Raw genomic sequence first — 25444 nt, forward strand, 5'->3', positions numbered from 1 at the left:
GCTGATATCGTAGTTTTTTTGTTAAAATGAAGCAATTCTTTAAAAAATGCTATTTTAGCAAATCTAAAAAAAAAGCTACCATGACTCATGATTCAAACCGACGCGATTTTCTGAAAACAACTGCGCTTGCAGGTTTCGGAGCCTTAATTTTACCTAATTCTTTGTTTGCTCTTGACAATGAAAACACAAAAGATGGAATCACAAAAAAAGTCCGTTTGGGTTTCATTGCAACAGGATACAGGGGACAGTCTCACATGGAAGAAATGCTGAAAAGAGAAGATGTTGAAATTGTAGCTATTGCAGATCCGGATAAGCGAATGCTTGCAATGGCACAAAAACTCGTAGCGAAATATAAGAAAACTGCACCCAAAGAATTTTCCAACGGGAATTATGATTACAAGAATCTGTTAAAGGAGAAAAATATCGACGCGGTAATCATATCCTCACCATGGGAGTGGCATAAAGAACAAGGGATTGATGCGATGCGTGCCGGGAAAATTGTAGGAATGGAAGTTTGCGGTGCCATGAAACTTTCCGATTGCTGGGAATATGTAAAGGCTTACGAAGAAACCAAAGTGCCTATTATGATGCTCGAAAATGTGTGCTACCGCCGCGATGTGATGGCCGTGCTGAACATGGTGCGAAAAGGGATGTTTGGCGAATTGGTGCACGGTCAGGGCGGATATGAACACGATTTGCGGGGCGTTCTTTTTAACGATGGGCAATCGGCTTATAATTCAGGCGTAGAGTTTGGTGAAAAAGGATTTAGTGAGGCCGCATGGCGTACCAATCATTATCTGAATAGAAACGGAGAGCTTTATCCAACGCATGGTTTAGGCCCTGTCGCAGTAATGTTTGATGTTAACAGAGGAAACCGATTGCTGCGCTTGTCTTCATTTTCAAGTAAGGCGAGAGGCTTGAACAAATATATAACCGACCATCCCAAAGGCGGTAAAGATCACCCTAACGCCAAAGTGGAATTCAAACAAGGTGATATCGTTACTACCCAGATACAATGTGCCAATGGTGAAACTATTCTGTTAACCCATGATACAAGTTTACAACGTCCTTACAATTTAGGTTTCCGGGTACAGGGGACCGAAGGGTTGTGGCAGGATTTCGGTTGGGGAGAAAAGAATCAGGGCTTTATTTACTTTGAAAAACAGATGAAACATTCCCATCAATGGGACAATACTGAAAAATGGCTAACAGAATACGATCACCCTTTGTGGCAACGATATTCTGCAGCCGCCGAAAATTCAGGGCATGGTGGGATGGACTTTTTTGTTGACAATACCTTCATCGAATGCATCAAGAGAAATATAGAATTCCCTCTGGATGTTTATGATTTGGCGACTTGGTATGCCATTACACCCTTAAGCGAAATGTCGATTGAGAACAATGGAGCCGTTCAGGAAATTCCTGATTTTACCAAAGGTGCCTGGAAAACCCGTAAACCTGTTTTTGGCTTCGATGGTGCATTCTAACTCTCTTAAAACGGTTGTCATTTTAGCTGGAGGATTAGGTTCCCGATACAACGGACTGAAACAAACAGATGCCTTGTTGGCTACCGGGGAAACCCTGCTTGAATTTTCGATATTCGATGCGATACAAGCCGGATTTAACAAATTTGTTTTAATTGTAAATCAGCATATCGCAAAAGAATATATCGCAAGATTAGTACAAATCGGAGCAACTGAAAACGTTGAAATGCATTTTGTCCGTCAGGAAATAAACGGGTTCTTGCCCGATGAATACAGTGATCTGGCAAAAGAACGACGCAAACCCTGGGGGACGGCACATGCTGTTTTGACGGCGAAAGCTGTTGTTAGTGAGCCTTTCGTGGTAATCAATGCCGATGATTTTTACGGAAGGGCGTCGTACATGAAAATTAAGGAATCGATAGCTTTTGATACCATTAAAAAGGACCATTACGAGATGATTGCCTTTCCCGTGAGTGCAACATTGAGTAAAAACGGCACGGTTTCCAGAGGTATTTGTACTTTGGATAACCAACAGCATTTAATTGGAGTTGTAGAACATACGCGCATAAAAAAACAGGATGCGGAAATTGTTTCGGAAATCGGAACAGGGAATATTGTTCTAAAAGAAAACATATTGGTTTCCATGAATTTTTGGTGCTTTCATCCTTCGGTATTTGATTTTTTACAGCATGAGCTTTTGCAATTCCTTCAAAAGGGGAGTGCCGCAGATTCGGAGTTTTTTATCCCTGCTGTGGTTCAGCATCTGGTAAGCTCGAATCGGATAAAAGTAAAAGTTCACGAATCCGAATCACAATGGATGGGATTGACGTATCCCGAGGACAAAAGTGAGTTGACAACATTTCTTTCGGATGAAATTAAGAGAGGAAATTACCCCAATGGACTTTGGTAGTATGGAAAAGATTCGACACATCGCCGCCCAATTTTTTACGGTTCCTTTCGAAGCTATTCAGATTTCCGAAATTGGACACGGATTGATTAATAATACCTATCTGATTAGCTCTGGAAACACAAATAAAAAATACATCCTTCAAAAAATAAATACGGCTGTTTTTAAGGATGCAGAAGCTTTGATTCAAAATGCAGCCAACGTGGTTGTGGCTTTGAAACAATCCGATTATCCGTTGGAAGTGAGTTCTTTAATTGCAACAAAAACTGGGGAGCTGCTTCATTATGATGTAGACGGTCATCCATGGCGGATGTTTACTTATGTTGAAAAAAGTATTTCATTAACCAAAGCGGACAATCCGGTAATTGCTTTTGAAGCTGCCCGGGCCTTCAGTTTGTTTTATAAGACGAAGAACGGTAATGTACATAAAATGCAACTTCAGCCAGTTCTTCCGGATTTTATCAATTTTAAAAAAAGAATTGCCGATTATAAAGGTGCATTGAAAAATGCCTCAGAAGAACGCAAACGTAATGCGGCGGCTGTTATTGAGTTTGTAGCCGAACATATCTCATTGCCGGATAGGTGGATTGCTCTGCAATCCGCTAATTTGCTTCCTAAAAGAATTATACATGCTGATCCGAAAATCAGTAATGTGCTGTTTCATGAAGAGACACATAAAGCTATTGCCGTCATTGATTTGGATACGGTGATGGAAGGGACACTGCTGTATGATTTTGGAGATATGATTCGTTCTTACACCAATATCACCAATGAAGACGTTACCTCGGCTACTACTACTTTTGATCCGGAATTGTTTGTCGCCACAAAAAAAGGTTTTTTGTCCTGTCTTGAAACAATTTTGGAACCTGTTGAAAAAGAAAATCTTGATTATGCGGCCAAAGTGGTCGTGTTTATTCAGGCTATCCGATTTTTAACCGACTACCTAAAGGGAGATACTTATTACCATATATCCTATGAAAACCATAATTTGTACCGCACCGCAAATCAGATTAATTTACTGAAAGGGATTTTGGATTTCTGTTAAAGGAACGTTTAGGGTTTTGATTGTTGTAATCGCCTTTTTTACGGTTTTTTTCAGCCCAAAATGCTCGGAATATTATACCTATTTCTGGGTGGAAAGTGTGCTGGTATTTTGGTGGGTTTTGGCACTCTGCTTTGCCTGAAAAAAATCTTTTTCAAAAACAGGTATTTCTACGCTATACTCTTTTTCGCTCAGTCTTTAAGTTTGCTTTGTAATATTACTAACGACGTCGGGGTTGAGTTGCAACAACCTTAAAAACGAGGCGGAATCTGAAAAGCCAACGAGTAGGAAAACCAGAAAAATATAGAATTATGTCAACCAATACAGTTTTAAATAATGAGAATGCAGTTATTGTAGGAGGATGGTCTGCTTACCACCCGTTAACAGCAAATGATAAAGCGGTTTTTGATCAGGCTATGAACGGATTCGTAGGTGTTTCTTACACTCCAAATGTAGTGTCTTCACAAGTAGTAGCGGGAACTAACTACCGTTTCAAATGTACGGCAAGCATGCCGCCGGCAGATGTGGTTTGGGAAGCTATTGTTGAGATTTTCCAGCCGTTAAACGGAGGAAAGCCTTATGTTACCGGAATCGTAAGAATCTAAGTTTTCTGTTTTCATGATATAAAAAGCGGCTTGATTAAGCCGCTTTTTCTGTTGTATACTTATTTAATTGAAGTAAATCAAACCGAAAACAGTGGTCATATACATCCAAAGCAGAGAAAAAGCAATGTGCACGAGCGTTTCAAATGTTTTTCCTTTCCAGAGTTCGGGTGAATACCCAAAGAACTGAACAATCAGTCTGACAAACCAAAAGATGCCCAAGCCCAATGCAATTTTTCTTCCGAAAGGCGTCGCGGTTAATTCTTCTGCAGAAGTGAAACAAAGCATTGCCATCAGAAATACCACAAAGGCAATGAAAAACGTGTGCACCTGCATCACTTGCCGGTTGATCAGACTTAATGAAGCCAATTCCTGTTTCCAGTTGAAGTATTGTGGAAAAATAATGTGCAGCATAGCCAAACCGGTTAATAAGGTTCCGATGATTTTTAAATGTAGTTCCATAATTATTTTTTGAGTATAAAAGTTGAAATAAAGGGTGTGGTTTTGATTTCTTGTATCAGGTTGAAATTGGCTTCTTCAAAGGTTTTCAGCCAGTTCTTTTTGCTGTAAAAATGAAAGAATCCGATGTTAAAGGCAAGGAAGTTAGGTATGTCCCGAAGATGTTCCGTTACCACAACAGTTCCGTTTTCTTTCAGTGCCCGTCGTACTTCTTTCAGAAAAACAATCCTTTCTTCAGGATTTCGTATTTCATGAGCTGCTAAAATAAGTAACACTTTATCCGTAGAATTGGTTTCCAAAGCAAGTTGTTGGGTAGCTGTTTTTACAAGGAATGGATTTGGCGGATAGGCTTTTCGGGCTCTTTCAATAGAGATTTCTGTATGCCTTTCCGGGTTGTAGAAATCAAATTGACGAATGACAGCATTCGGATACTTTGCTGCAAGTAACGCACTGGTTTCGTCAAATCCGGCACTGATGTTGGCAATACTTTCACCTTTTTCTATGCTGATGGAGTCAAGCCATTTCAGTTGAAACAAATCCGACTTGTCATAAATGTAATAAGAGGCTAGCAAGGAAGTCAGGCAGGATGCTAGACTTAAAAAGCCCAGACAGGTCAACAACAGTTTCAGCTTTTCCGGTGCATAGTAACGGAAAACGAATAGTGCAACAGTCATAAGTAATGCAAAAGCGTAAAAATGCCAGTTAAAGCGGACGATGTTCGTTACGCCTTGATAAGGTTTTCTTGTGGTGTCCATGGGTCGGTTTTTCCTTTTTTCCAGTAATAAGGGATAGCGTCAATTTTGAAGGCATTGGCCAACACGCAGTCTTTCAGGTTCAGTTTTTCCAGGAAAGAAAAGTGTTGCTCGGTAACTTCGATCGGTTCCGGTTTCCAGTTTTCCCGGACGCCTTCGATGATTAAAATTTCCTTTTTGTCAGCATTGTAAGTAAACGTGAAAGGCAGCGGGCCGGCAAAGCGTCGGGCTTCTTTCCAGTCCCCGAAAGGCGAATTTTCAGGTAAAGCAATAAGCTCGTTTTTCTGCTGAAACGTAAAACGGAAATCTGATTTTTCAGAACGGTATTCGATGGTGTCGTTTGTAATTTGCTTTGCAATGTCAATTTTGCTGTAATGATAATGCGTGAACAGATTCCCGAAAAAGACCATTTTACTTTTGTCTGTTTCCGATTTTAAGATGTACAAACCCCGAAGTCTTTTACCGGAACTGTTGGTGTAACGGACGAAGATGCGATAACCCGTCAGGAAAAAATCGTTCCCGAAAACAGCCGGAAAACCTTTAGGACGTAAGCCTGCAGTTTCCACCATGGCCACAGCAATAAAAGCCCATTTATCCTGAAAAGTGTCCAGCGTAAGGCATTCCGGAATTAAAGGTTCAAGCTCCTCTTTGGGTACGGCAAAAGTCAGTACGACAGAGCTTTTAAAAAATGCCTCTACCGGAAACGGATGGTTTTGTAAAGATTCCAACATCTGTTTTAATTTTTAGATTCAACAAATTCACGATAATACAGGAAAATCATAAAACACACTGCAAAAATGATGTTCCATCTGCCCCAAAGCAACAGGTCGGAGGCGAAGATTAATTCCAGAACGTTCATCAGTCCTATGATTGCGATTTGCAGGCGTGTGTTCAGCTTTGAATGGATTCCGCTAAAAATCCAGACGGCCATCAGGATTTCTGAAAAACCAATTAAAAAAGTCATTTCCCGCGCCATATCCTTTCCGAAGAAAACTGCAACAATCTGCTCGTGTCTGGGTACAAGGTTCAGTACTTTGCAAAAAAAACCGTTACAGAACCAGACCATTACAATGAGAAAAGTTGTGATTTGCGTCCAATGGTTTTGTGATTTGTAATGTTGTAGCATTGCTGTTTTCTTCGTTGTGTTGTTCATGGTTCGTAAGTGTTAGGTTTAACGGCTTCTTCATACCGGATAAGTTTGTTCAGGATTCTCAAAAAGTAAAGCGCGCATACATTTGGAAAGAAAGTGATGAAAGGGAACTGCAGGATGTCGTTGTTCAGTACCGTTTCAAAAAACACAGAGACTATCGCTAAGTTCAGGATTGTAGTGATCCAGAAAATTTTCAGTTCTTTCCGATAGATGGTAATGGGTTTAGTATACACATCGAGGGTAATGCTTAGTGCTGATATCAGTACGGCGAGTTCCAAAAACACCTGGCCGATAAAACGCAAATAGCAGGTCAGATATAACAGGAAACAGAACAACATTGCAAATTTGATAAAAGCTTTCAGACGTCTCATAATACAATTTTTTGTTTGTTTTTTACCTGGATTTCAGAACCTTCCGCTAAAAATACAGAAGTTGGTTCGAGTTGGTTCAGGAAGGCAAAATCGTTTCCGTAAACCGTTTTGAAATCAATGCTAATCTGATGGTTTTTGATGACGTAATGTTTCCATTTCGGATGCTGTACTTCGTATTCGTAGGTAGTACTTTCGTTATATTTGGTATATCCGAAATAATGCTCCATGATGAATTCGGCTTCAGAATCGGCATCGGTTTCTGTGGCAAAGTCATACGCATTTACTGCTATGGAATGTGTTTCGCTTTGGTTTTTCCAATGATAACCCACAGTTAGGATTTCGGCCTGAAGTTGGTTCTGATGCGTCATGTCACGGGTTTCGTAATGTTCGTTATAAAGAGAGTTGGCTACAAAAGTGATGGCGCGTTTCGGAACTATTTCTTTCACAAACACCACACCGCGTTTCCAGTGGCCATTCTCAAAACGCTTTACGTAAAAACGCAGGTTCACTTCTTCGAAATCGGTATGTTTTGGGATGCTGAACCCTAAAACTTTGGTGTTTTGGAATAGAAAACCTACTAAACTTACGTAACAATTTCCGTTCCAGTAATCCAACTCAGTACCAGCCGGTAGATATTTTTTTAGTTGCTCCGGTTGCACGATGTAATTGGCCAGTATCAGGTTTTTCCAGTTCGCGGTTAAGAAGGTCATGACGGTAGGTTTTCAAGGTTGTTTTTTAAAGCATTCAGTAAGTTTTCTTCGAAATCTAACAGGATTTTTCCGGCTATGAATTTTGTATAATTCGTCAAATTAGTTTTCAGACGGTAATTACAGGTGAGTTTAACGGCTGTGGTTTTTGAGCTTATGCGGGTCAATTCGTAAGTGATTTTGTCAAATTGTATCGATTCTTCTTTGATCACATTTTCTAGCGTCGGACTGTTCACGATGGTGGATTTTTGCATGTCGATTGAAAAGCTCAGTTTTTTGCCGTGCTGTTCTTCCACGACTTTTTCGTGTAAAATGATGCCGTTGTCGAAATAGCCAAGACGGATGTTTTTAACCGGATCGTATTCGGAATGAATAGGTTTTGGAATGCCGATGCTGTTGATAAAACTTGTTCGCGTGAATTTTGACAGGTTAGGAACCGCATGTAAGTGCCGCCAAATCGTTTCATTGTCTGTGTTGATGATAATCGTGCTTTCGGTTTTGTGTTCAATAGTTTGCTTTCCGATATGATTTTCTACGGCATGAGAAAGAAAAGGGAGCAGTAAGAGCGGCAAAAGGTTGGCTTGTAGGCGGTTCTTTTTTCTATTTTTCATGATTTGGCGTAACCCTAAACTGGTGAAGACCGAAATCAAAACGTAGGGCAATCCGATTATGATGAAACATAAAAGTTCTTCAATCCTGCTTATCACCGCAATCACAAGAAAAAGTACCACGGCTAACAAAGGATAGCAAATACATTTCAGTATGCTTTTAAGGAACGTTTCGTCATTAAGGAAAAACGGAATGAAGCTCATCACCATTGGTGCGATGATAAGATAAGAGCTTGAGTTGATGTCGATATAACCGAATGCTGCAGCATAACGGATAATCAGGGCATAAAGAGCACTAAACAGGATTCCGGCTAATGGTTTTAATATTTTCATAATATTGATTATTTTAAACTTTCAGAAAAAATTGAAACTTTTATTTAAAAAAATATAATTGATTATTTTATTTCATAAATTTTACAAACAGCTGTGCCAGCCAATTGTCTTTGTATTCGGTGATTTTGTCCAGTACGTTGTCTGCTTTTAAAACGAAATCGTACAGTTTGGAGGTTTGTTCCACAAAATGTTTTTCTTCTGCCGATGCATTTGCCTGAATTGAGGACACTTCCTTTAAAACTTTCAAGGCAGGTTTAATTTCTCTCTTGCTGCGCTCTTTTGAAATTTTTACGGCCAATTCATCCAGATCCTTCTCAGCGGTGAAAAACTCTCGACGTTCCCCGGCTTTGAATTCTTTGTAGACGATACCCCAATCCATCAGGGCGCGTAAGTTCATACTGGCATTACCTCTGGAGATTTGTAACTCCTCCATAATGTCTTCCATAGAAACCGGTTCGTTCGATACCATCAGCAAGGCGTGGATCTGTGCCATCGTTTTATTGATGCCCCATTGCGATCCTAAGGCTCCCCAGGTCTGAACAAATTTATTCTTAGCTTCTTTGAATTCCATTTGAAGTTCTTATTGTTTTTTAAAGGTCAAATGCAAACGCCTTAAAAAGGCTCATTGTCATAGGTCAAAGATATAAAATATTTTTAAACTTTCAAAAATTATTGAAACTTTGAAAATTGCTTGACATTGCAACTTTTTGTAACAAAATTTGGGACAAAATGATACATATTAGGGACAGATATCAATTTTTTGTAGTATTTTTAGTAAGTAAAAGCTGTTTAATAATAACAAAACGAATCCTTTATGTTTTAAAAACAACAATAAAGGATAAACGGTGTTAAAAAATCGACGAAAGGCTCCTGAGAATTTTGGAAAACAAAACGAGGAGGCATTTTTTTTAAATTTGTAACCAATAATCAACAGACATATATGAGTAAAAATTACTTTTTTAAAAATGGAGTGCATTTTTTGTTAAAAATGTTTACTTCTGAAAATCAGTTACGTGCTAAAAAACGATCAATGTCGATGGTTTTGGGTATGATGCTGACTTTTTTTGTTTCTGCCTTTTCTTTTGCGCAGGTAACAACTAACAGCGGATCAGGGCTGAATGCTTCGTATCCGGATTTAGCCACTGCTATTACCGCTTTGAATGGTGCGACCATTACCAGTCCGGTAGTAATTACGTTGGCTGGTAACGAAACGGCTCCAGCAGGAGGGTATGTAATTACGGCTGTAGGAACATCGGTCAACACCATTACAATTACAGGTAGTGCCAGTACAATTACGGCTTCCGGTGCTTTAACGGCCGGTAACCTTAATGATGCTATCTTCAAGCTTGTGGGTTCGGATTATGTTACTATTCAAAACTTTACAATGCTTGAAAATGCAGCAAATACAACAACCACTGCTGCAAGTAATAACATGACAGAATGGGGTGTTGCCTTGCTGTATGCTTCGGTAACCGATGGCTGTCAGAACATTACCGTTCAAAACAATACCATAGATTTAAACAGAACGTACCAGAATACTTTCGGTATTTATGCTAATGCGACACATACGGCTGCTGCACCAACAACTTCTGCAACAGCAACGGGTGTAACGGGAGGAAATCACGGTCTTAAAATTTATGGGAACCAGATTACCGATGTAAATATGGGTATCGTAGTTGTGGGACCTACTGCGGCTACAGATCATAATGATGGAGTAGATATTGGAGGTGTTGCTTTGGCTACAGGAAACACTATTACAAATTACGGGACTACCGGTACTTTTTCGGGCTATGCCAATGTTTCGGGTACGGTAAATGGTATCTTGGTGAGAAATACTAAAAATTTCAATATTTCTTTTAATACGGTAACAAGTTCCAATGGAGGGGTTACCGCTGGTACATTAAGAGGGATTTTTATTCCGAGTTTTAATAATGCACCGACAGGGACTTTTACAAATAATATCCTTAATAACAATATCTCAGTACGAAGTGCTAATGCCAGCGGATCAATTTTAGGGGTTCACAATGATGCAACTACTGCTTCAGCTACTGCCACATTGAATATTAATAATAACGATTTCAATACCAGCGGTCACACGGTGGCAGGGACGGGTACAATTACTTTTATCCAGAATGCTGTTACTGCGGGTACTTTGAGTATTAGCGGGAATACGTTTACAAATATGTCGGTTAATACAACTGCTACAACGTATCTGATAAACAATAACTGTTCGACGAATAATTTTACAGTAAACAACAACTCGGTTGTAGGATCGTTCAGTAAAACGGGTGCGGGAGGAATTATGTATGGATATTATAATTTTGGTTCACCAACTGGAGGAACAGCAGTAGTTAGTAATAACAACTTTTCCAATATTTCTGTAACCGGAGCAACGAATTTTTACGGGATCAGACAATATACTACTGTTGCACAGATTGAAAATGTAATCAATAATGTGGTTTCTAATATTACGGGAGGAACGAGTGGTATTTTTGGAATCTCTCATGGTTACGGTGCTGCCGGAAGTACGGTGAGCGGGAACCTTGTTCATACGATGAGTAGCGGAGCAGCTATTAATGGTATTAATATAGGAGATACTACTGCGGGTACTGTAGACTGTTATAATAATACGGTTTACGGGTTAACCACTACCGGAGGAAATACTGTTTCAGGGATTTCTGTAGCTACATCAGTAACATGTAATGTTTACAAGAATAAAGTTTATAATCTGGAAGCCAATAATGCTACCGGGACTGTAAACGGGATTTTAGTATCAGCAGGTACGACAAATAATATTTACAACAACATCGTTGGGGATTTAAGAACACCAATTGCCAATGCAGCTAACCCGCTAAACGGAATCAATATTGCCGGAGGAACAACTGCAAACGTGTACTATAATACCGTAATGTTGAATGCTTCAAGTGCAGGGGCGTTGTTTGGATCAAGTGCTGTTTTTGCAAACAGTACTCCTACAGTAACGTTACGAAACAATATTTTTGTTAATAATTCTACTGTGGCCGGTGCGGGTCTTGCGGCAGTATACAGAAGATCATCGACTACTTTAACATCGTACGGATCAGCTTCAAACAACAATTTGTTCTACGGAAGTACGATTTTTACAGATGGAACCAATACAGACGCAACTTTAACAGCATACAAAACAAGAGTAAGTACGAGAGATGCTTCGTCTATCACTGAAAATCCAACATTTGTAAGCACTGTTGGGTCTAATGGACAGTTTTTACACATCAATACTGCTACCCCGACATTAATTGAAGGAGCAGCTGTTGCAATTGCAACCTTTACAGATGATTTTGATGGGGATGTACGTAACGGGGTCACACCGGATATTGGTGCGGATGAGTTTGCAGGTATACCAATTGCGGTTGTAGTAATCAACAGTATTTCTCCAAATCCAATTGTAAATCAGTGTACTGCGGTAAGCAGAATGGTTACTGCGAATATTACGGCAGGAGGTAATGATATTACTTCCGTAAGTTTGAATTATTCCTTTAATGGAGTGCCGCAAACACCAATTGCAATGACCGGAGGGAATTTAACGGCTGGGACGACATCTGATTTTACAGGTTTAATCCCGGCGGCGGTACCGGTAAACGCCACGGTAACATGGAGCGTAACCGCAGTCGATCCGTTAACGTCAAAAAATTCAGCAGGAAATACTTATCAAGATGAGCCTTTATTTGGATCAACAGCCACTGCAAATGCTTCAGTAATGACCATTTGTAACTCAGGAAGTTCTGTTTTAAGTGCAACACTAACTAACATCGGTACAAAAACATTGGGGGCTGGTGCTTCGGCAACAACTTCCAGCGGTACGTCTGCAACAAACTATGTGAGTCCTTTTACGCATTATTATGGAGGATACAAGGCACAATACATCATTAGAGCTTCGGAATTATCAGCAGCAGGTTTTGGTGCAGGAAGTAGTTTAACCTCATTGGCTTTTGATGTAACAGCGGCCGGGACTACTTACAATGGATTTACCGTTAGCATGGGAGCTACTGCAACGAATTCTTTGACGACTACTTTTGATACAACTCCTTTAACACAGGTGTATAACGGTAACTTAAATGTGGCGGCAACCGGAATATTGACTTTACCTTTCGGAACCGGTGGTGGAGCTTCATCATTTGTTTGGGACGGAACTTCAAATATTTTAATCAACCTTTGTTGGAGTAATGCCAATACAGGAGGTACAGCAGCTGAGGTTCGATACGACGCTACTTCATTTGTGGCAATGGCTTATTACAGAGCGGATAGTGCAACACAAGCAGCAATTTGTGCACAAGCTACAGCTACAAATACACAATCCAACAGACCAAAAATGGTTTTCGGTGGAAACTTTGCAACTTCAATTACAGCCTATTCATGGTCTGATGGTTCAACAGTAGTGGGAACTGGAAATAATTTATCTGTTTCTCCTACAGTTACGACTACTTACACCGCTACATTAACAGCAGCAGGTTGTACAATTGCTACCAACAGTGTAACAGTGACCGTAAATGTTACCGCTCAGCCAACCGCTTCTGCACAAACTTTTTGTAACAGTGCAATCGTTGCGGATTTAGTGGCTACAGGTACAGCAATTCAGTGGTATGCAGGCCCTTCAGGAGGTTCTGCTTTAGCATCAACGACCGCTTTGGCTACTGGAACTTACTATGTAACACAAACGATCGCAGGATGTGAGAGTACAAGATTGGCAGTGTCAGTTACTGTAAATGTGACGGCTCAGCCAACAGCTTCTTCGCAAACATTCTGTAATACTGCAACCGTAGCGGATTTAGCGGCTACAGGTACAACAATTCAGTGGTATTCCGGTCCTTCAGGAGGTTCTGCTTTAGCGTTAACAGATGCTTTGGCTACAGGAACTTACTATGTGACTCAGACCATCGCAGGATGTGAGAGCCCGAGATTGGCAGTATCAGTAACGGTAAATGTTACGGCTCAGCCAACTGCTTCTTCACAAACTTTCTGTAACAGTGCAACCGTAGCGGATTTAGTGGCTACAGGTACAGCAATTCAGTGGTATGCAGGCCCTTCAGGAGGTTCTGCTCTAGCATCAACGACCGCTTTGGCTACTGGAACTTACTATGTAACACAAACGATCGCAGGATGTGAGAGCCCGAGATTATCAGTTTCAGTAACTGTGAACGTTGTGGCTGCTCCAACAGGTTCTACCACTCAGGTGATTTCAGTACCGGTTCCAACGGATGCAACAATTGAAGATATTGTAGTTGTTGGATCAAACATTATTTGGTATCCTTCTGCAGCTGATGCTGTGGCCGGAACAAATGCACTTCCTGCGGGAACAATTTTGATAACTGGATCTACTTATTATGCAACGCAAACGGTAGGAGGTTGTACAAGTGCAACTTCATTAGGGGTTACTGTAACCGTAACACTGGGAACTTCAGATTTTGATACAGCTGCTTTTAAAGTATATCCTAACCCGGTTACAGATATCTTAAATGTTAGCTATTCTGAGAATATTTCAGACATTGAAGTATATAATACAATTGGTCAGCAGGTTATGGTTAAAACTGTCAACCAAATGAATGCAACTGTAGATATGTCTGGATTGGCCGGAGGAACTTACTTTGTAAAAGTGCGTGTGGACAATGCAGTGAAAACAGTGAAAGTGATCAAAAAATAAGACTGCTTTATAATAGAAATGCCACCTCAATCGAGGTGGCTTTTTTTATGGATATAAGTAAAGTTGCTATTAAAGTAACCCGGCACGTTTTAACAATGCCTCAGGTTTCGGCTCCTGTCCGCGGAATTTTTTGTACAGCGTCATCGGATGATCGGTACCACCCTGTGAAAGCACATTGTCTTTGAATTTATCGGCTACTTCTTTGTTGAAGATTCCTTTTTCCTGGAAAAATGCGAAAGCATCTGCATCCAAAACTTCAGCCCATTTATAACTGTAATAGCCCGACGAATAACCGCCCTGGAAAATATGTGAGAAAGAAACACTCATGCAGTTTTCCGCTACATCCGGATACAAAGCCGTGTTTTCCATTGAAGTTTTTTCAAAGGCTTTTACATTGGTGATGTTGGAAGGATCGGCACCGTGAAAATCCATGTCCAATAAACCGAAGCTAAGTTGTCGCATCGTAGCCATGCCTTCTAAAAAGCTGGCACTTTCCTTGATTTTATCAACATATTCCTGAGGAATGATTTCGCCTGTTTCGTAATGATATGCAAACAAAGCCAATGCTTCCGGTTCGTAACACCAGTTTTCCATCACCTGGCTTGGCAACTCCACGAAATCCCAATATACTGAAGTTCCTGATAAACTAGGATAGGTCGTATCAGCTAACATACCGTGTAATGCATGACCGAATTCGTGGAATAAAGTAGTTACTTCGTTAAAGGTCAATAAGGATGGTTTGGTTTCTGTCGGTTTGGTAAAATTACATACGATGGATACGTGTGGCCTTTCATTTACGCCTTCTTTAATATATTGTGGTTTGAAAGATGTCATCCAGGCGCCGTTTCGTTTTCCTTTTCTCGGGAAGAAATCGGAGTAGAAGATGGCTACTAAATCACCTTTTGCATCAGTTACTTCAAAAGTATGGACATCTTCATGGTATTTGTCAATATCAAAGACTTCTGTGAAAGTCAATCCGAATAAACGTTTTGCCACTTCGAAAGCGCCGTGCTGAACATTCTGTAATTTGAAATACGGTTTCAGTTTTTCATCATCAAGATTGAAAAGTTCCTGACGCAGTTTCTCCGAATAATAGGCTCCGTCCCATTTCTCCAGCTTTTGGGTTCCATCCAGTTTTTCAGCGAAGCCGGTTAACTGTGAAAACTCTCGCTGTGCTGCGGGTTTGGCTTTGGTTAATAAATCGTTTAGAAAGGATTTTACTTTTTCAGGGGTTTGTGCCATGCGCTCTTCCAAAACGAAATCGGCATGGGTTTTATAGCCTAATAAATTGGCTCTTTCGTGTCTGAGGTTGGCAATTTTTAAAACATTGGCCTCATTGTTGAATTCGTTCTGCTGAAATGCTTTTTTTCCGTAGGCAATTGCCAGTGCTTTACGCAATTCGCGGTTGTCGGCATACGTTACAAAAGGCTGATAACTCGGAATGTCTAAAGTGAAAACCCATCCGTCCTGATTATGGCTCTTGGCAATGGAGCGGGCAGTTTCAACAGCGCCTTCCGGCAAACCTTTTAAATCTTCCTCGTTAGTGATATGGAGTTGAAACGCATTGGTTTCGGCTAAAACATTTTCACCGAACGTCAGTTTTAATTTGGCCAGTTCGGTATCGATTTCACGTAATCTGGTTTTCTTGTCTTCGGCTAATAACGCTCCGTTTCTGGAGAAATTTTTGAATTTCTTGTCTAAAAGAGTGGCTTGTTCCGTGGAAAGATCCAGTTGGTCTTTTTGATTGTAAACGGCTTTGATTCGTTCAAACAGTGCCACATTTAACGTAATGTCGTTGCTCAATTCGGTCAGCATCGGCGAAACGTCCTGTGCTATTTTCTGCATTTCGTCACTGGTTTCGGCTGAATTCAGGTTGAAAAAAATGCTGGTGATTCTGTCCAGTGTCTGTCCGGCAAATTCTAACGCTTCAATAGTGTTTTCGAAAGTGGGCGTCTCATCCGTATTGACAATCGCATCAATTTCGGAACGCGTTAAAGCAATGCCTTCCTTTATGGCCGGTACATAATCTTCGATTTTTATCTGCGAAAATGGAGCTGTATTGTGCTTAGTTGAAAAATATTTAGTAAGAATATTCATTTTGTTATGTATTTCATCGATTTTATTTGTTGTATATCGAATGGAATTATATATTTGACAAGTATAATTTTGATTTCTAAATTATTACAGCTCTTTTTGGCCCAAAAATATTACGATACACTAAACTAATATAACCCATTAGTTTTGTGGACCCCTGAAAAAGCGCTAGCCACAAAGCGCTTTTTCTTTTTTATATCCTTACTGTTTTATTTTTTCAGGTTTTCTGCTGCAGTCAGTACTGCTTGCTTCAATCCTTCTTTGTACTCAATCATTTTATCCAAAACTACTTTGTCGTGGCTTCCGATGATTTGTGCTGCCAGGATTCCTGCATTTTTTGCTCCGTTTAAAGCTACAGTAGCTACCGGAACACCACCGGGCATTTGTAAAATGGATAAAACGCTGTCCCAACCGTCAATGGAATTGCTCGATTTTACCGGAACACCAATTACAGGCAGCGGGCTCATCGAAGCAACCATACCCGGTAAATGTGCAGCTCCGCCAGCTCCGGCAATAATAACCGAAATTCCTCTGTTGTGAGCATTTTTGCTGAAATCGAAAAGCTTTTCAGGGGTTCTGTGTGCTGAAACGATGTCTACTTCTGTCTCGATTCCGAAGGTTTTTAATATGTCGATGGCTTCCTGCATGACCGGCATGTCGGAAACACTTCCCATTACGATGGCTACTTTATTCATTTTATTTTAAGTTTTTTAACACGCTTCTTAATTGATTGCAGCTTTCTTTTTAACAGCCAACCCGTGATAAACTATTGCAGAATATTTTTGAGTGGGTTCGCTGCTGAAAACTAGTCCTCTTTCTCTGTCAATATACGTTTTTTTTAGGGTTATAATGGCGTCACAGCACTTACTTTTACTAAGCGTTTTTATTTTTTCTAGTAATTCTGCATCATTGGAAAATTGTTCTCCCTGCACCTCTATCATACCTACTTTTTCGTATTCGAAATCTATTTTCTCACCTTCAAAGAATAACTCTACATTTTGGGGAGGATTGTCACAAGTTGCAGTGGTATTTTTTAATGGAGTGAAATTTTGACTAACGGAATAGCCAAAACCACAAGATTGGATTGTTATACATGAAAGTATTATTAGTGTCAATCGAATTGTTTTTTTCATCATTTTTTAAATTGAAATCACTCGGATACTGTTTTTTACTTCTTCCGCAATTTTTCTTGCTTCGGCCATGTTTTCGTTCACGATGGTCACGTGGCCCATTTTTCGGAACGGACGGGTTTCCCTTTTTCCGTAGATGTGAGGTGTCACGCCGTCAATAGCCATGATTTTTTCGATGTTTTCATAAATCACCGGGCCTGAAAATCCTTCAGCGCCTATCAGGTTTACCATGATTCCGGCTACTTTGCTGTCTGTATTTCCTAAAGGTAAATCTAAAATGGAACGGATGTGTTGTTCAAATTGTGACGTATAACTGGCTTCAATGCTGTAATGTCCGGAATTGTGAGGACGGGGCGCTACTTCGTTTACCAGAATTTCGTCGTCTTCCGTCTGAAACATTTCCACGGCTAAAAGGCCGATGTGGTTAAAGGCTTCCGAAACTTTTAAGGCTATTTTTTGGGCTTTCTTGGCCACTTTGTCGTCAATACGGGCCGGACAGATTACATATTCCACCTGATTGGCTTCCGGATGGAATTCCATTTCCACTACCGGGTAGGTTTTTACTTCACCGGAAACACTTCGGGAAACAATAACGGCTAATTCATTTTTGAAAGGTACCATCTGTTCGGCGATGCATTCCACTTCCGGTAAATCCATTAAATCCATGGTGGAACGAACTATTTTCACTCCATTACCGTCGTAGCCGAACTGCGCACATTTCCAAACGAAAGGAAAATCCAATTCGTCTTCTTCCAGTGCTTTTTTCAGATCATTGATGCCTATGAAACGCTGGTGTGCCGAAGTCGGGATTCCGTTTTCTACATAAAAATCCTTCTGACGTCCTTTGTTTTGAATTAAGCGTAAGGTTTTCGGAGATGGATAGACTTTTAAACCTTCTTCTTCCAAGGCATCCAAAGCGTCTAAGTTTACGTTTTCGATTTCAATGGTCAGTAAATCAACCATTTTGCCAAATTGGTAAACGGTGTCGTAATCCATTAAACTTCCTAAAAAGAATTTTGTCGCACCAAATTGACAAGGTGCTTCTTTACTGGAGTCTAGAACGTAAGTTTGAATGTCTAATTTGCGGGTTTCCGTCAGGATCATTTTTCCTAACTGACCTCCGCCTAAGATTCCTAATTTGAAATCGGAAGAAAAATAATTCATTGCAGTTGTGTTGTGTAAGGCACAAAGATAGTGTTTTTGAAAAAAAGGAAAAAATTAACCCGACAGGTTTGCAGTTGCCGGGTTTTAGGTTTTGTATTTACAGCTTTACTTTTTTCAGTTGCATTTGGATCGTGTCGTTGTAAAGCACCATTTTCCAGGAAATATTGTCTTTGTTCAGTTTGAAATCCACGGGGATGGTATCTGGGGTTTCCCGCTCGAAGGCGATTACCTTCATGGATTTTTTTTCTTCATCATAATCGTATTTCATAAAAACGGAAACACTGTCGATATAAACATAAGGATTCGGACAATATAATAATTGGTTTCGCTCTTCAAAATAAATGTTTTTCCAAGCTGTAGTGTCTTTAATCCATGCAAAATCGTCTATGTTTTTACCATTGCGAACCATAGATGTTACGTGCCATTTTCCATGAAGGCTTTTAGGGACTTTTACATGGAAGAAACTGAAATACGTCACAAATACAGCGGCAGTTGCGATGCTCATGATTTTACCAACGGTTTTAAAAGTTGCATTGTTAAGCGGTTGGGTTGCGGTTTTTAAGTTTGTGAAAAAAGCGATGATTTCATCTTTGTGTAAAAACAGCAAATAGCACAAGCCAAGATTGGTTAAAACTGCGGTAATATAAGCTCCTGGGCCATTCAAATAGAAGAAGTTGATCAGGAGGATATTAATCATTATCGGGAAGAGTATGGCGGCTCCCAATAAAAGCGTACGTCTAAATAAAAGCAGTATGCCACCGCCAAGCTGCATGATGCCTATTATGAAGGATAGTGCATAAGAGTATCCATAATACGACCAGGTCAGTTCGTTTCCGGACAGCATGCTAAGTGGAGTATCTTTATGGATGTAAGCAATCCCGAACTGCACTTCAAAAAATTTCGAAAAGGCAAAACTCGTCATTTGAAAGGCGATCCAATAGCGCAAAAGGGCAATTGACCAGTCTTTATATTTGTTGGAATCGATGGTGCCTGTTTTTTCTTTTTTATGCCAATAGACTGAAAAGACTATCGAAGCTATGAGAAAAAGAGAGAATACAGTTATAACTACAAATGGAGTAACCTCTCTTTCAACAGTGTCAGGGATTAAAGGAATAAAGGTTAAAAGTGAATTTCCGATTCCGAAAAGACCTAAAAAGGAAATGATGAATTTAGAAAACCAGTTCGTTTTGTTTTCGATAGGGTGAGTGGTCATAGAGTTTGTTTGGGTAAATTGTTTCTGGTTAAAATTTTTTTCAAGGTCAATAGTTAGCCAATATGGAACGATGTTGTAATTGTTATTTGTTTTTTAGAATTTCTTTCGCAGCGGCTTTATATCCTGCCGATTGGTGGGTATAATCGCGACTGACGATATCTCTTATTTCTTCAGTAATCCAGGGTTCATTTTTGCCAAAATGCTGCAGGGTTTTCATTGCGTATACTTTGCAGGCAACACGTTCGTCACGGATGAGCCAGTCGAGACAGATTTCCACCAGTTTTTCGTGTTGGAATTCTGTAAGCGTTATTTTTCCGGAAGTTCCTAAAAAATAAGCCACGCGCGACATACCCCTTATGGCGGAATCATTGGTGTACTTCGAGATGGTGGTGCAAATTCGGTCTGCAAACGGAGCGAGTAATTCGGTTTGGTGTTCGGCTAACATTTCGATAATCCAAACGCCTTTATGATGGTTTTTATTGTTGAGGTCGGTTCCGAAAGCAATCAGTTCTTCCAGATGTTCCGGATGTTGGAGTACGAAATCCCGCATGCCCTTGCGGTTCAGAGTGCTGGCGTTTATACGGTTTAACTGTTCGCTGAAGGTCAAATTCATTTTTGATTTTCTTGAAAGTACTAAATTAAGTGAAAAAGCCAGATTAACAATTCATAACTTATAATTCATAACTCATATCTAAAATTAATTATCTTTGCCAATTATTCTATACGTTAACAATGGAAATTCAACTTCACGACAAACAGTTTGTGCCTTTTATTTCGGCGGAAGAACTGGATTGGGCGATTGCCAGGATGGCGAAACAGGTTGCCGATGATTTGGGCAATGAAATCCCCGTGTTTATTGGTGTTTTGAATGGTGCATTTATGGTCGTTTCCGATTTCATGAAACATTATAAAAAACCGTGTGAAGTCAGTTTTATCAAAATGGCTTCTTACGACGGCATGGAAACAACCCATGAAGTAAAGGAGCTGATCGGACTGAATCAGGACCTTAGCGGAAGAACCGTTGTGGTGATTGAAGATATTGTGGATACCGGGAATACTGTGGAAGAACTTCAAAAAATGTTTGCTGGGAAAAACCTGAAGCAACTGAAGTTTGCCACCTTGTTTTTAAAGCCGGAAGCGTATAAAAAAGACATCAAAATTGATTATATTGGTATAGAAATTGAAAACCGGTTTATCGTAGGTTTTGGTTTGGATTATGATGGATTAGGAAGAAATCTGCCGGAAGTATATCAGTTAAAATGATTAAATAAGAATAAACATAACAACACACATAAACATAACTTTTTAAAATGATCAATATTGTTTTGTTCGGGAAACCGGGCGCAGGTAAAGGAACTCAGGCAGAATTTTTAAAAGAGAAATACAATTTAACACATCTTTCCACGGGAGACATCTTTCGTTTCAATATGAAAAATGACACCGCTTTGGGAAGAGAGGCCAAAAGCTACATCGACAACGGTGATTTGGTTCCGGACAGCGTAACCATTAAGATGCTGCAGGATGAAGTAGAGAAAAACATGGATTCCAAAGGTTTTTTGTTCGACGGATTTCCAAGAACATTAGCGCAAGCCGATGCTCTTGATGCTTTTCTGAAAACCAAAAACTGGGAAGTTACCGCCACGATTGCTTTGGAAGCCGATGACAATGTTTTAGTGGAAAGAATTCTGGAAAGAGGAAAAACCTCAGGCCGTATTGATGATCAGGATGAAGAAAAAATCCGTAACCGTTATCAGGAGTACAATGAAAAAACCGCTCCGTTGATGGATTACTATAAAGCACAAAATAAATTCCACGCCGTAAACGGTATTGGTTCTATCGCCGAAATTACCGAGCGTTTGAGTAATGTGATAGACAAATTGTAACTAAAATTCTAAAATTTGGAAATAGTCATAATCTTCTTGCTGATTTTACTAAATGGAGTTTTCTCCATGTCGGAAATCGCACTCATATCAGCAAGAAAGAACAGGTTGGAAACCGCCGCTAAAAAAGGTAACACGAGTGCAAAAACAGCTTTGGATCTGGCGAATTCGCCGAACAAATTTTTATCCACGGTACAAATCGGGATTACCTTAATTGGTATTTTGACCGGTATTTACAGTGGTGAAAAAGTAACCGATAACGTTCAGCTTTTTTTAGAGCAGTTTGAAATATTAAAACCATATTCTCAAAGTTTAGCTGTTGGGATAGTAGTGGTGATTTTAACCTATTTCTCATTGGTTTTAGGAGAGTTATTGCCGAAACGTATCGGATTGAATTACCCGGAAACCATTGCTAAGGCCGTGGCTGTTCCAATGAAAATGGTCTCAGTTGCTACGGCTCCGTTTATCTGGTTGCTTACTACATCCACCGATTTTGTGCTGAACGTGTTAAAAATCAAACCGACAGCAGACGGAAAGGTAACCGAGGAAGAAATCAAAGCCATCATTAAAGAAGGGACCGAAGTAGGGGAAGTTCAGGAAATTGAGCAGGACATTGTGGAGCGCGTGTTTCACATTGGTGACCGAAAGATTAATTCCTTAATGACGCACCGTAAATCCCTGATGTATTTAACTTTGGAAGATACCATCGAGGAAACCAAAGAAAAAGTACTGGAAGAATTGCATTCGCTGTATCCTGTTTGTGAAGAGAATCTTGACAACGTGATCGGGATGGTGCTTTTGAAGGATTTGTTCCTGGCTTTTGAGAAAAAAGGAACTTTTGATTTGAAATCCATCGTGAAAGAACCGGTGTATTTCATTGAGCATACTTCGGCCTATAAAGCTTTGGAAATTTTCAAAACAACAAAAGTACATTACGCTTTAGTAACCGATGAATATGGTGTGGTTCAGGGAATTATTACCTTGAACGATATCCTGGAAGCCCTTGTGGGAGATGCTGCTGAATTTTATGATGAAGAATTCCAGTTGATTGCCCGTGAAGACGGTACCTGGTTGGTAGACGGCCATTATTCGTTGCACGACTTCCTGACGTATTTCGATATGGACGACCTGATCAACGATTATGACGTGACTACTGTTAGCGGTTTGATTATGACTGAGCTGACCTATATACCGAAAGTAGGCGAAAAGCTGATCTGGAATAAGATGGAACTGGAAGTAATCGATATGGACGGGGTTAAAATCGATAAGGTTTTGGTCCGCGCCCTAAAAGATGATGAATAAATAAAATTTTGGTTTGCATAACTGTAAACTGTAAACTGAGAAATGACTGAGGATTTGATGTTACATGGATGACAGTTTATGATTGTCAGATATGATCAAACTTTGGACATTAATATAGAGAGAGGAAAATAAAATGACAGAAGGGAATTTCGTAGATTACGTTAAAATATATGCCGCTTCCGGAAAAGGAGGTAAAGGTTCTTCGCACTTGCACCGCGAGAAATTCATTGAAAAAGGAGGCCCGGACGGTGGAGACGGAGGTCGTGGCGGCCACGTGATCTTAGTGGGGAACAAGAACTTATGGACGCTCTTTCATTTGAAATTTTTGCGTCACGTTAAAGCGGGACACGGAGGTGATGGTGGAAGTTCTCGAAGCACCGGTGCGGATGGTGAAGATAAATTCATCGAAGTGCCGCTGGGAACGGTTGTAAAAGATGTGGAAACCGGTGAAACCCTTTTTGAAATCACCGAAGACGGACAAAAGGAAGTTCTGGTAAAAGGAGGAAAAGGAGGTTTGGGGAACTGGAATTTCAGGAGTTCGACCAACCAGACGCCTCGTTATGCACAACCCGGAATTCCAGGAGAAGAAACCGATGTGATCTTAGAGTTGAAAGTTCTTGCTGATGTAGGGCTGGTAGGTTTTCCGAATGCAGGGAAATCAACGTTGCTTTCAGTATTAACGTCTGCAAAACCCAAAATTGCGGATTATCCGTTTACAACTTTAAAACCGAATTTAGGAATTGTAGCTTACAGGGACTTCCAGTCGTTTGTAATTGCAGATATTCCTGGAATCATAGAAGGAGCTGCCGAAGGAAAAGGTTTAGGCCATTATTTCCTGCGTCACATTGAACGGAATTCGACTTTGTTGTTCCTGATTCCAGCCGATGCCGCCGATATTATAAAAGAATACGACATTCTGATTGATGAATTACGTCGTTATAATCCGGAGATGTTGGACAAAGACCGTTTGGTGGTTATTTCCAAATGCGACATGCTGGATGAGGAGCTGAAATCGGAAATGAAAAAGCAACTCGATAAAGAGTTTAAAGGCACAGAATACATGTTTATTTCTTCTGTGGCACAACAAGGGCTTATAGAACTGAAAGACAAGCTTTGGCAAATGCTTAATGCATAAAATAAATAAGTAAAAAAAGCGCTCATTTGAGCGCTTTTTTTATTTAACAATTTAAATAGTAATATGTTATAAAATTAAAAAATAATTTTATTTTTGCGACTTAACTAAAACCTAACTAAATGAAAATCAAATTACTTTTAATCATAGCTATGGTTTCCCAAATGGCTATATCACAGCAAAGGACCTGTGGTGCTCATGAGCACATGAGCAAGTTGATGCAAGATCCTGAAAAGAAAAGAGAATATTTAGCGATTCAGGAGAAATTCCGTGCTGAGTACCAGAAAATTTTGGCACTTCGTCAAACCGGTAAAAATGCAAATGCAACTATCAGAATCCCGGTTGCGGTACATTACCCAAGTGCCGGTGCTGCATCAGCTGCAGTAAAAACCTGTTTAAGGAACTTTGCTCAAAATCAGATTAATATTCTAAATGCAGATTATAATGCAATGAACTCAGATCTTTCCAACTGGACAGCGGCAAGTGGTTTTTACCCTGGCGTTGTGGTTGGGGATTTAGATGTTGAGTTTGTGTTGGCTACTAGAAACCACCCTGCCGGTACAGGATTGGTAAACGGTGATGTGGCGGTTACTTTTGGTACAGATTTCTTGTCCAACAGTGACAATGATCCTACTTGGGCAGGCTATATGAATTTTGTGGTAAGAAATATTTCGGGCGGTATTTTAGGATATTCTCCACTCGGAGGAACTCCTGGAAACGGTGCGACTGTTGTAATGGATAATAATGCTTTCGCTTCAGGTGCGGGTTGTACAGGTTATGTTCCGGGTGCTCCTTATAACTTAGGAAGAACCGTGACTCACGAATTAGGACATTTCTTCAACTTAGATCATACTTTTGCTAATGATAATGGTTGTGGAACGGATGATGACGGTATCGCTGATACACCAAAAGTAGGTGAAGCAACATACAGCTGTCCGGCAGACGGAAGTGTAGCGGGTTGTGTTGCAGGTCAGTATGCTTTAACCATGAACTATATGGATTATGTTGATGATGCTTGCATGTACATGTTTACACAAGGTCAGGCAGATGTGATGAGAGCGTATTATAATGCAATTGCTTCACAATTCCAGGCGAATGTTTTGGGTAACAACGAAGCGTTCAAATCTAAATTTGTTGTTTATCCTAACCCGAACAAAGGAAGTTTCAATATTCAGTTTGAAGAAGTGTTTTCTAACTACAGCATTCAGGTAGTGGATCAGTCAGGAAGAGTTGTTTTAGATAGCGAATATGCTCAGAACGGAAGTTTGTTGCAAACCATCAATTTAAATGCTACGGCTTCAGGAGTTTATTTTGTTACAATTAAAACAGACAATGAAATCGCTACGAAAAAAGTTGTTGTAGAATAATTTTCAGGCATAAAAACATGGTAAAGCGCTCCTCGGGGCGCTTTTCTTTTTTATATCACGTTTTGTTAAA

The 25444-nt window shown here is 40.0% G+C and carries 24 protein-coding genes; 10 read left to right on the forward strand and 14 right to left on the reverse strand.

Features of this window, described 5'->3' with window-relative positions; genetic code table 11:
- Positions 1-80 precede the first annotated feature (80 nt).
- The 4 genes from ACWPKD_RS10090 (at position 81) to ACWPKD_RS10105 (ending at position 4038) form a co-directional block, all read left to right on the forward strand.
- Entirely contained in the window at positions 81-1487 is a 1407-nt protein-coding gene (locus ACWPKD_RS10090) for a Gfo/Idh/MocA family protein (protein WP_455412568.1), read from the forward strand.
- Positions 1402-2394 carry a sugar phosphate nucleotidyltransferase gene (locus ACWPKD_RS10095; RefSeq protein WP_455412569.1) on the forward strand — a complete coding sequence of 331 codons (993 nt, stop codon included), beginning with the start codon at positions 1402-1404 and terminating at the stop codon, positions 2392-2394. The genes ACWPKD_RS10090 and ACWPKD_RS10095 overlap by 86 nt, the downstream gene beginning before the upstream one ends.
- Positions 2354-3436: a phosphotransferase enzyme family protein gene (locus tag ACWPKD_RS10100; protein WP_455412570.1), complete on the forward strand. Its 1083-nt coding sequence runs from the start codon at positions 2354-2356 to the stop codon at positions 3434-3436. The genes ACWPKD_RS10095 and ACWPKD_RS10100 overlap by 41 nt, the downstream gene beginning before the upstream one ends.
- A 308-nt stretch (positions 3437-3744) precedes the next feature.
- The gene (locus ACWPKD_RS10105) at positions 3745-4038 is read left to right on the forward strand and encodes a hypothetical protein (RefSeq protein ID WP_455412571.1); all 294 of its coding nucleotides are present in this window, start codon (positions 3745-3747) and stop codon (positions 4036-4038) included.
- A 63-nt stretch (positions 4039-4101) separates the two neighbouring features.
- Here the strand turns inward: ACWPKD_RS10105 and ACWPKD_RS10110 are convergent, their stop codons facing one another.
- The 8 genes from ACWPKD_RS10110 to ACWPKD_RS10145 form a co-directional block, all read right to left on the reverse strand.
- Complete coding sequence (locus ACWPKD_RS10110) at positions 4102-4497, reverse strand: hypothetical protein (RefSeq protein ID WP_455412572.1); 396 nt, start codon at positions 4495-4497, stop codon at positions 4102-4104.
- Positions 4498-4499: 2 nt separating this feature from the next.
- On the reverse strand, positions 4500-5249 hold the full coding sequence (locus ACWPKD_RS10115) for a class I SAM-dependent methyltransferase (RefSeq protein ID WP_455412573.1): 750 nt from the start codon (positions 5247-5249) through the stop codon (positions 4500-4502).
- Positions 5216-5977: a DUF2071 domain-containing protein gene (locus tag ACWPKD_RS10120; protein WP_455412574.1), complete on the reverse strand. Its 762-nt coding sequence runs from the start codon at positions 5975-5977 to the stop codon at positions 5216-5218. Before ACWPKD_RS10120 ends, ACWPKD_RS10115 begins: the two co-directional genes overlap by 34 nt.
- A 5-nt stretch (positions 5978-5982) precedes the next feature.
- Positions 5983-6399 carry a DoxX-like family protein gene (locus ACWPKD_RS10125; RefSeq protein ID WP_455412575.1) on the reverse strand — a complete coding sequence of 139 codons (417 nt, stop codon included), beginning with the start codon at positions 6397-6399 and terminating at the stop codon, positions 5983-5985.
- Positions 6396-6767 (reverse strand): hypothetical protein, encoded by a 372-nt coding sequence (locus ACWPKD_RS10130; RefSeq protein ID WP_455412576.1) that lies wholly within the window; start codon positions 6765-6767, stop codon positions 6396-6398. Before ACWPKD_RS10130 ends, ACWPKD_RS10125 begins: the two co-directional genes overlap by 4 nt.
- The gene (locus tag ACWPKD_RS10135; RefSeq protein ID WP_455412577.1) at positions 6764-7477 is read right to left on the reverse strand and encodes a YqjF family protein; all 714 of its coding nucleotides are present in this window, start codon (positions 7475-7477) and stop codon (positions 6764-6766) included. The genes ACWPKD_RS10130 and ACWPKD_RS10135 overlap by 4 nt, the downstream gene beginning before the upstream one ends.
- Positions 7474-8415: a hypothetical protein gene (locus ACWPKD_RS10140; RefSeq protein WP_455412578.1), complete on the reverse strand. Its 942-nt coding sequence runs from the start codon at positions 8413-8415 to the stop codon at positions 7474-7476. The genes ACWPKD_RS10135 and ACWPKD_RS10140 overlap by 4 nt, the downstream gene beginning before the upstream one ends.
- 67 nt (positions 8416-8482) lie before the next feature.
- Positions 8483-8986 carry a GbsR/MarR family transcriptional regulator gene (locus ACWPKD_RS10145; RefSeq protein WP_455412579.1) on the reverse strand — a complete coding sequence of 168 codons (504 nt, stop codon included), beginning with the start codon at positions 8984-8986 and terminating at the stop codon, positions 8483-8485.
- A gap of 417 nt (positions 8987-9403) precedes the next feature.
- On the opposite strand from ACWPKD_RS10145, the gene ACWPKD_RS10150 reads away from it, so the two are divergent.
- Positions 9404-14092, forward strand: a complete 4689-nt coding sequence (locus ACWPKD_RS10150; RefSeq protein ID WP_455412580.1) for a beta strand repeat-containing protein — start codon at positions 9404-9406, stop codon at positions 14090-14092.
- Between the two features lie 69 nt (positions 14093-14161).
- Here ACWPKD_RS10150 and ACWPKD_RS10155 read toward each other — a convergent pair whose 3' ends face one another.
- The 6 genes from ACWPKD_RS10155 to ACWPKD_RS10180 all read right to left on the reverse strand — a co-directional run bounded on the left by ACWPKD_RS10155 (position 14162) and on the right by ACWPKD_RS10180 (position 20306).
- Positions 14162-16189, reverse strand: a complete 2028-nt coding sequence (locus ACWPKD_RS10155; protein ID WP_455412581.1) for a M3 family metallopeptidase — start codon at positions 16187-16189, stop codon at positions 14162-14164.
- A 206-nt stretch (positions 16190-16395) separates the two neighbouring features.
- Positions 16396-16881 (reverse strand): 5-(carboxyamino)imidazole ribonucleotide mutase, encoded by a 486-nt coding sequence (gene purE, locus ACWPKD_RS10160; RefSeq protein ID WP_455412582.1) that lies wholly within the window; start codon positions 16879-16881, stop codon positions 16396-16398.
- A 27-nt stretch (positions 16882-16908) separates the two neighbouring features.
- The gene (locus tag ACWPKD_RS10165; RefSeq protein WP_455412583.1) at positions 16909-17322 is read right to left on the reverse strand and encodes a hypothetical protein; all 414 of its coding nucleotides are present in this window, start codon (positions 17320-17322) and stop codon (positions 16909-16911) included.
- A gap of 3 nt (positions 17323-17325) precedes the next feature.
- Positions 17326-18480: a 5-(carboxyamino)imidazole ribonucleotide synthase gene (locus ACWPKD_RS10170; RefSeq protein WP_455412584.1), complete on the reverse strand. Its 1155-nt coding sequence runs from the start codon at positions 18478-18480 to the stop codon at positions 17326-17328.
- Positions 18481-18577: 97 nt separating this feature from the next.
- Complete coding sequence (locus ACWPKD_RS10175) at positions 18578-19693, reverse strand: hypothetical protein (protein WP_455412585.1); 1116 nt, start codon at positions 19691-19693, stop codon at positions 18578-18580.
- Between the two features lie 82 nt (positions 19694-19775).
- The gene (locus tag ACWPKD_RS10180) at positions 19776-20306 is read right to left on the reverse strand and encodes a hypothetical protein (RefSeq protein ID WP_455412586.1); all 531 of its coding nucleotides are present in this window, start codon (positions 20304-20306) and stop codon (positions 19776-19778) included.
- Positions 20307-20425: 119 nt separating this feature from the next.
- Here ACWPKD_RS10180 and ACWPKD_RS10185 point away from each other — a divergent pair, with 119 nt between their 5' ends.
- The 5 genes from ACWPKD_RS10185 to ACWPKD_RS10205 all read left to right on the forward strand — a co-directional run bounded on the left by ACWPKD_RS10185 (position 20426) and on the right by ACWPKD_RS10205 (position 25374).
- Positions 20426-20956, forward strand: coding sequence for a phosphoribosyltransferase (locus ACWPKD_RS10185; protein WP_455412587.1), 531 nt, complete (start codon positions 20426-20428; stop codon positions 20954-20956).
- 47 nt (positions 20957-21003) lie between these two features.
- Complete coding sequence (locus ACWPKD_RS10190; RefSeq protein ID WP_455412588.1) at positions 21004-21576, forward strand: adenylate kinase; 573 nt, start codon at positions 21004-21006, stop codon at positions 21574-21576.
- A 66-nt stretch (positions 21577-21642) separates the two neighbouring features.
- Positions 21643-22875: a hemolysin family protein gene (locus ACWPKD_RS10195; protein ID WP_455412965.1), complete on the forward strand. Its 1233-nt coding sequence runs from the start codon at positions 21643-21645 to the stop codon at positions 22873-22875.
- 133 nt (positions 22876-23008) lie between these two features.
- Complete coding sequence (gene obgE, locus ACWPKD_RS10200) at positions 23009-24010, forward strand: GTPase ObgE (protein ID WP_455412589.1); 1002 nt, start codon at positions 23009-23011, stop codon at positions 24008-24010.
- A 119-nt stretch (positions 24011-24129) separates the two neighbouring features.
- Positions 24130-25374 carry a zinc-dependent metalloprotease gene (locus tag ACWPKD_RS10205; protein WP_455412590.1) on the forward strand — a complete coding sequence of 415 codons (1245 nt, stop codon included), beginning with the start codon at positions 24130-24132 and terminating at the stop codon, positions 25372-25374.
- Positions 25375-25444 lie beyond the last annotated feature (70 nt).

It is taken from the genome of Flavobacterium pedocola, assembly GCF_053764385.1.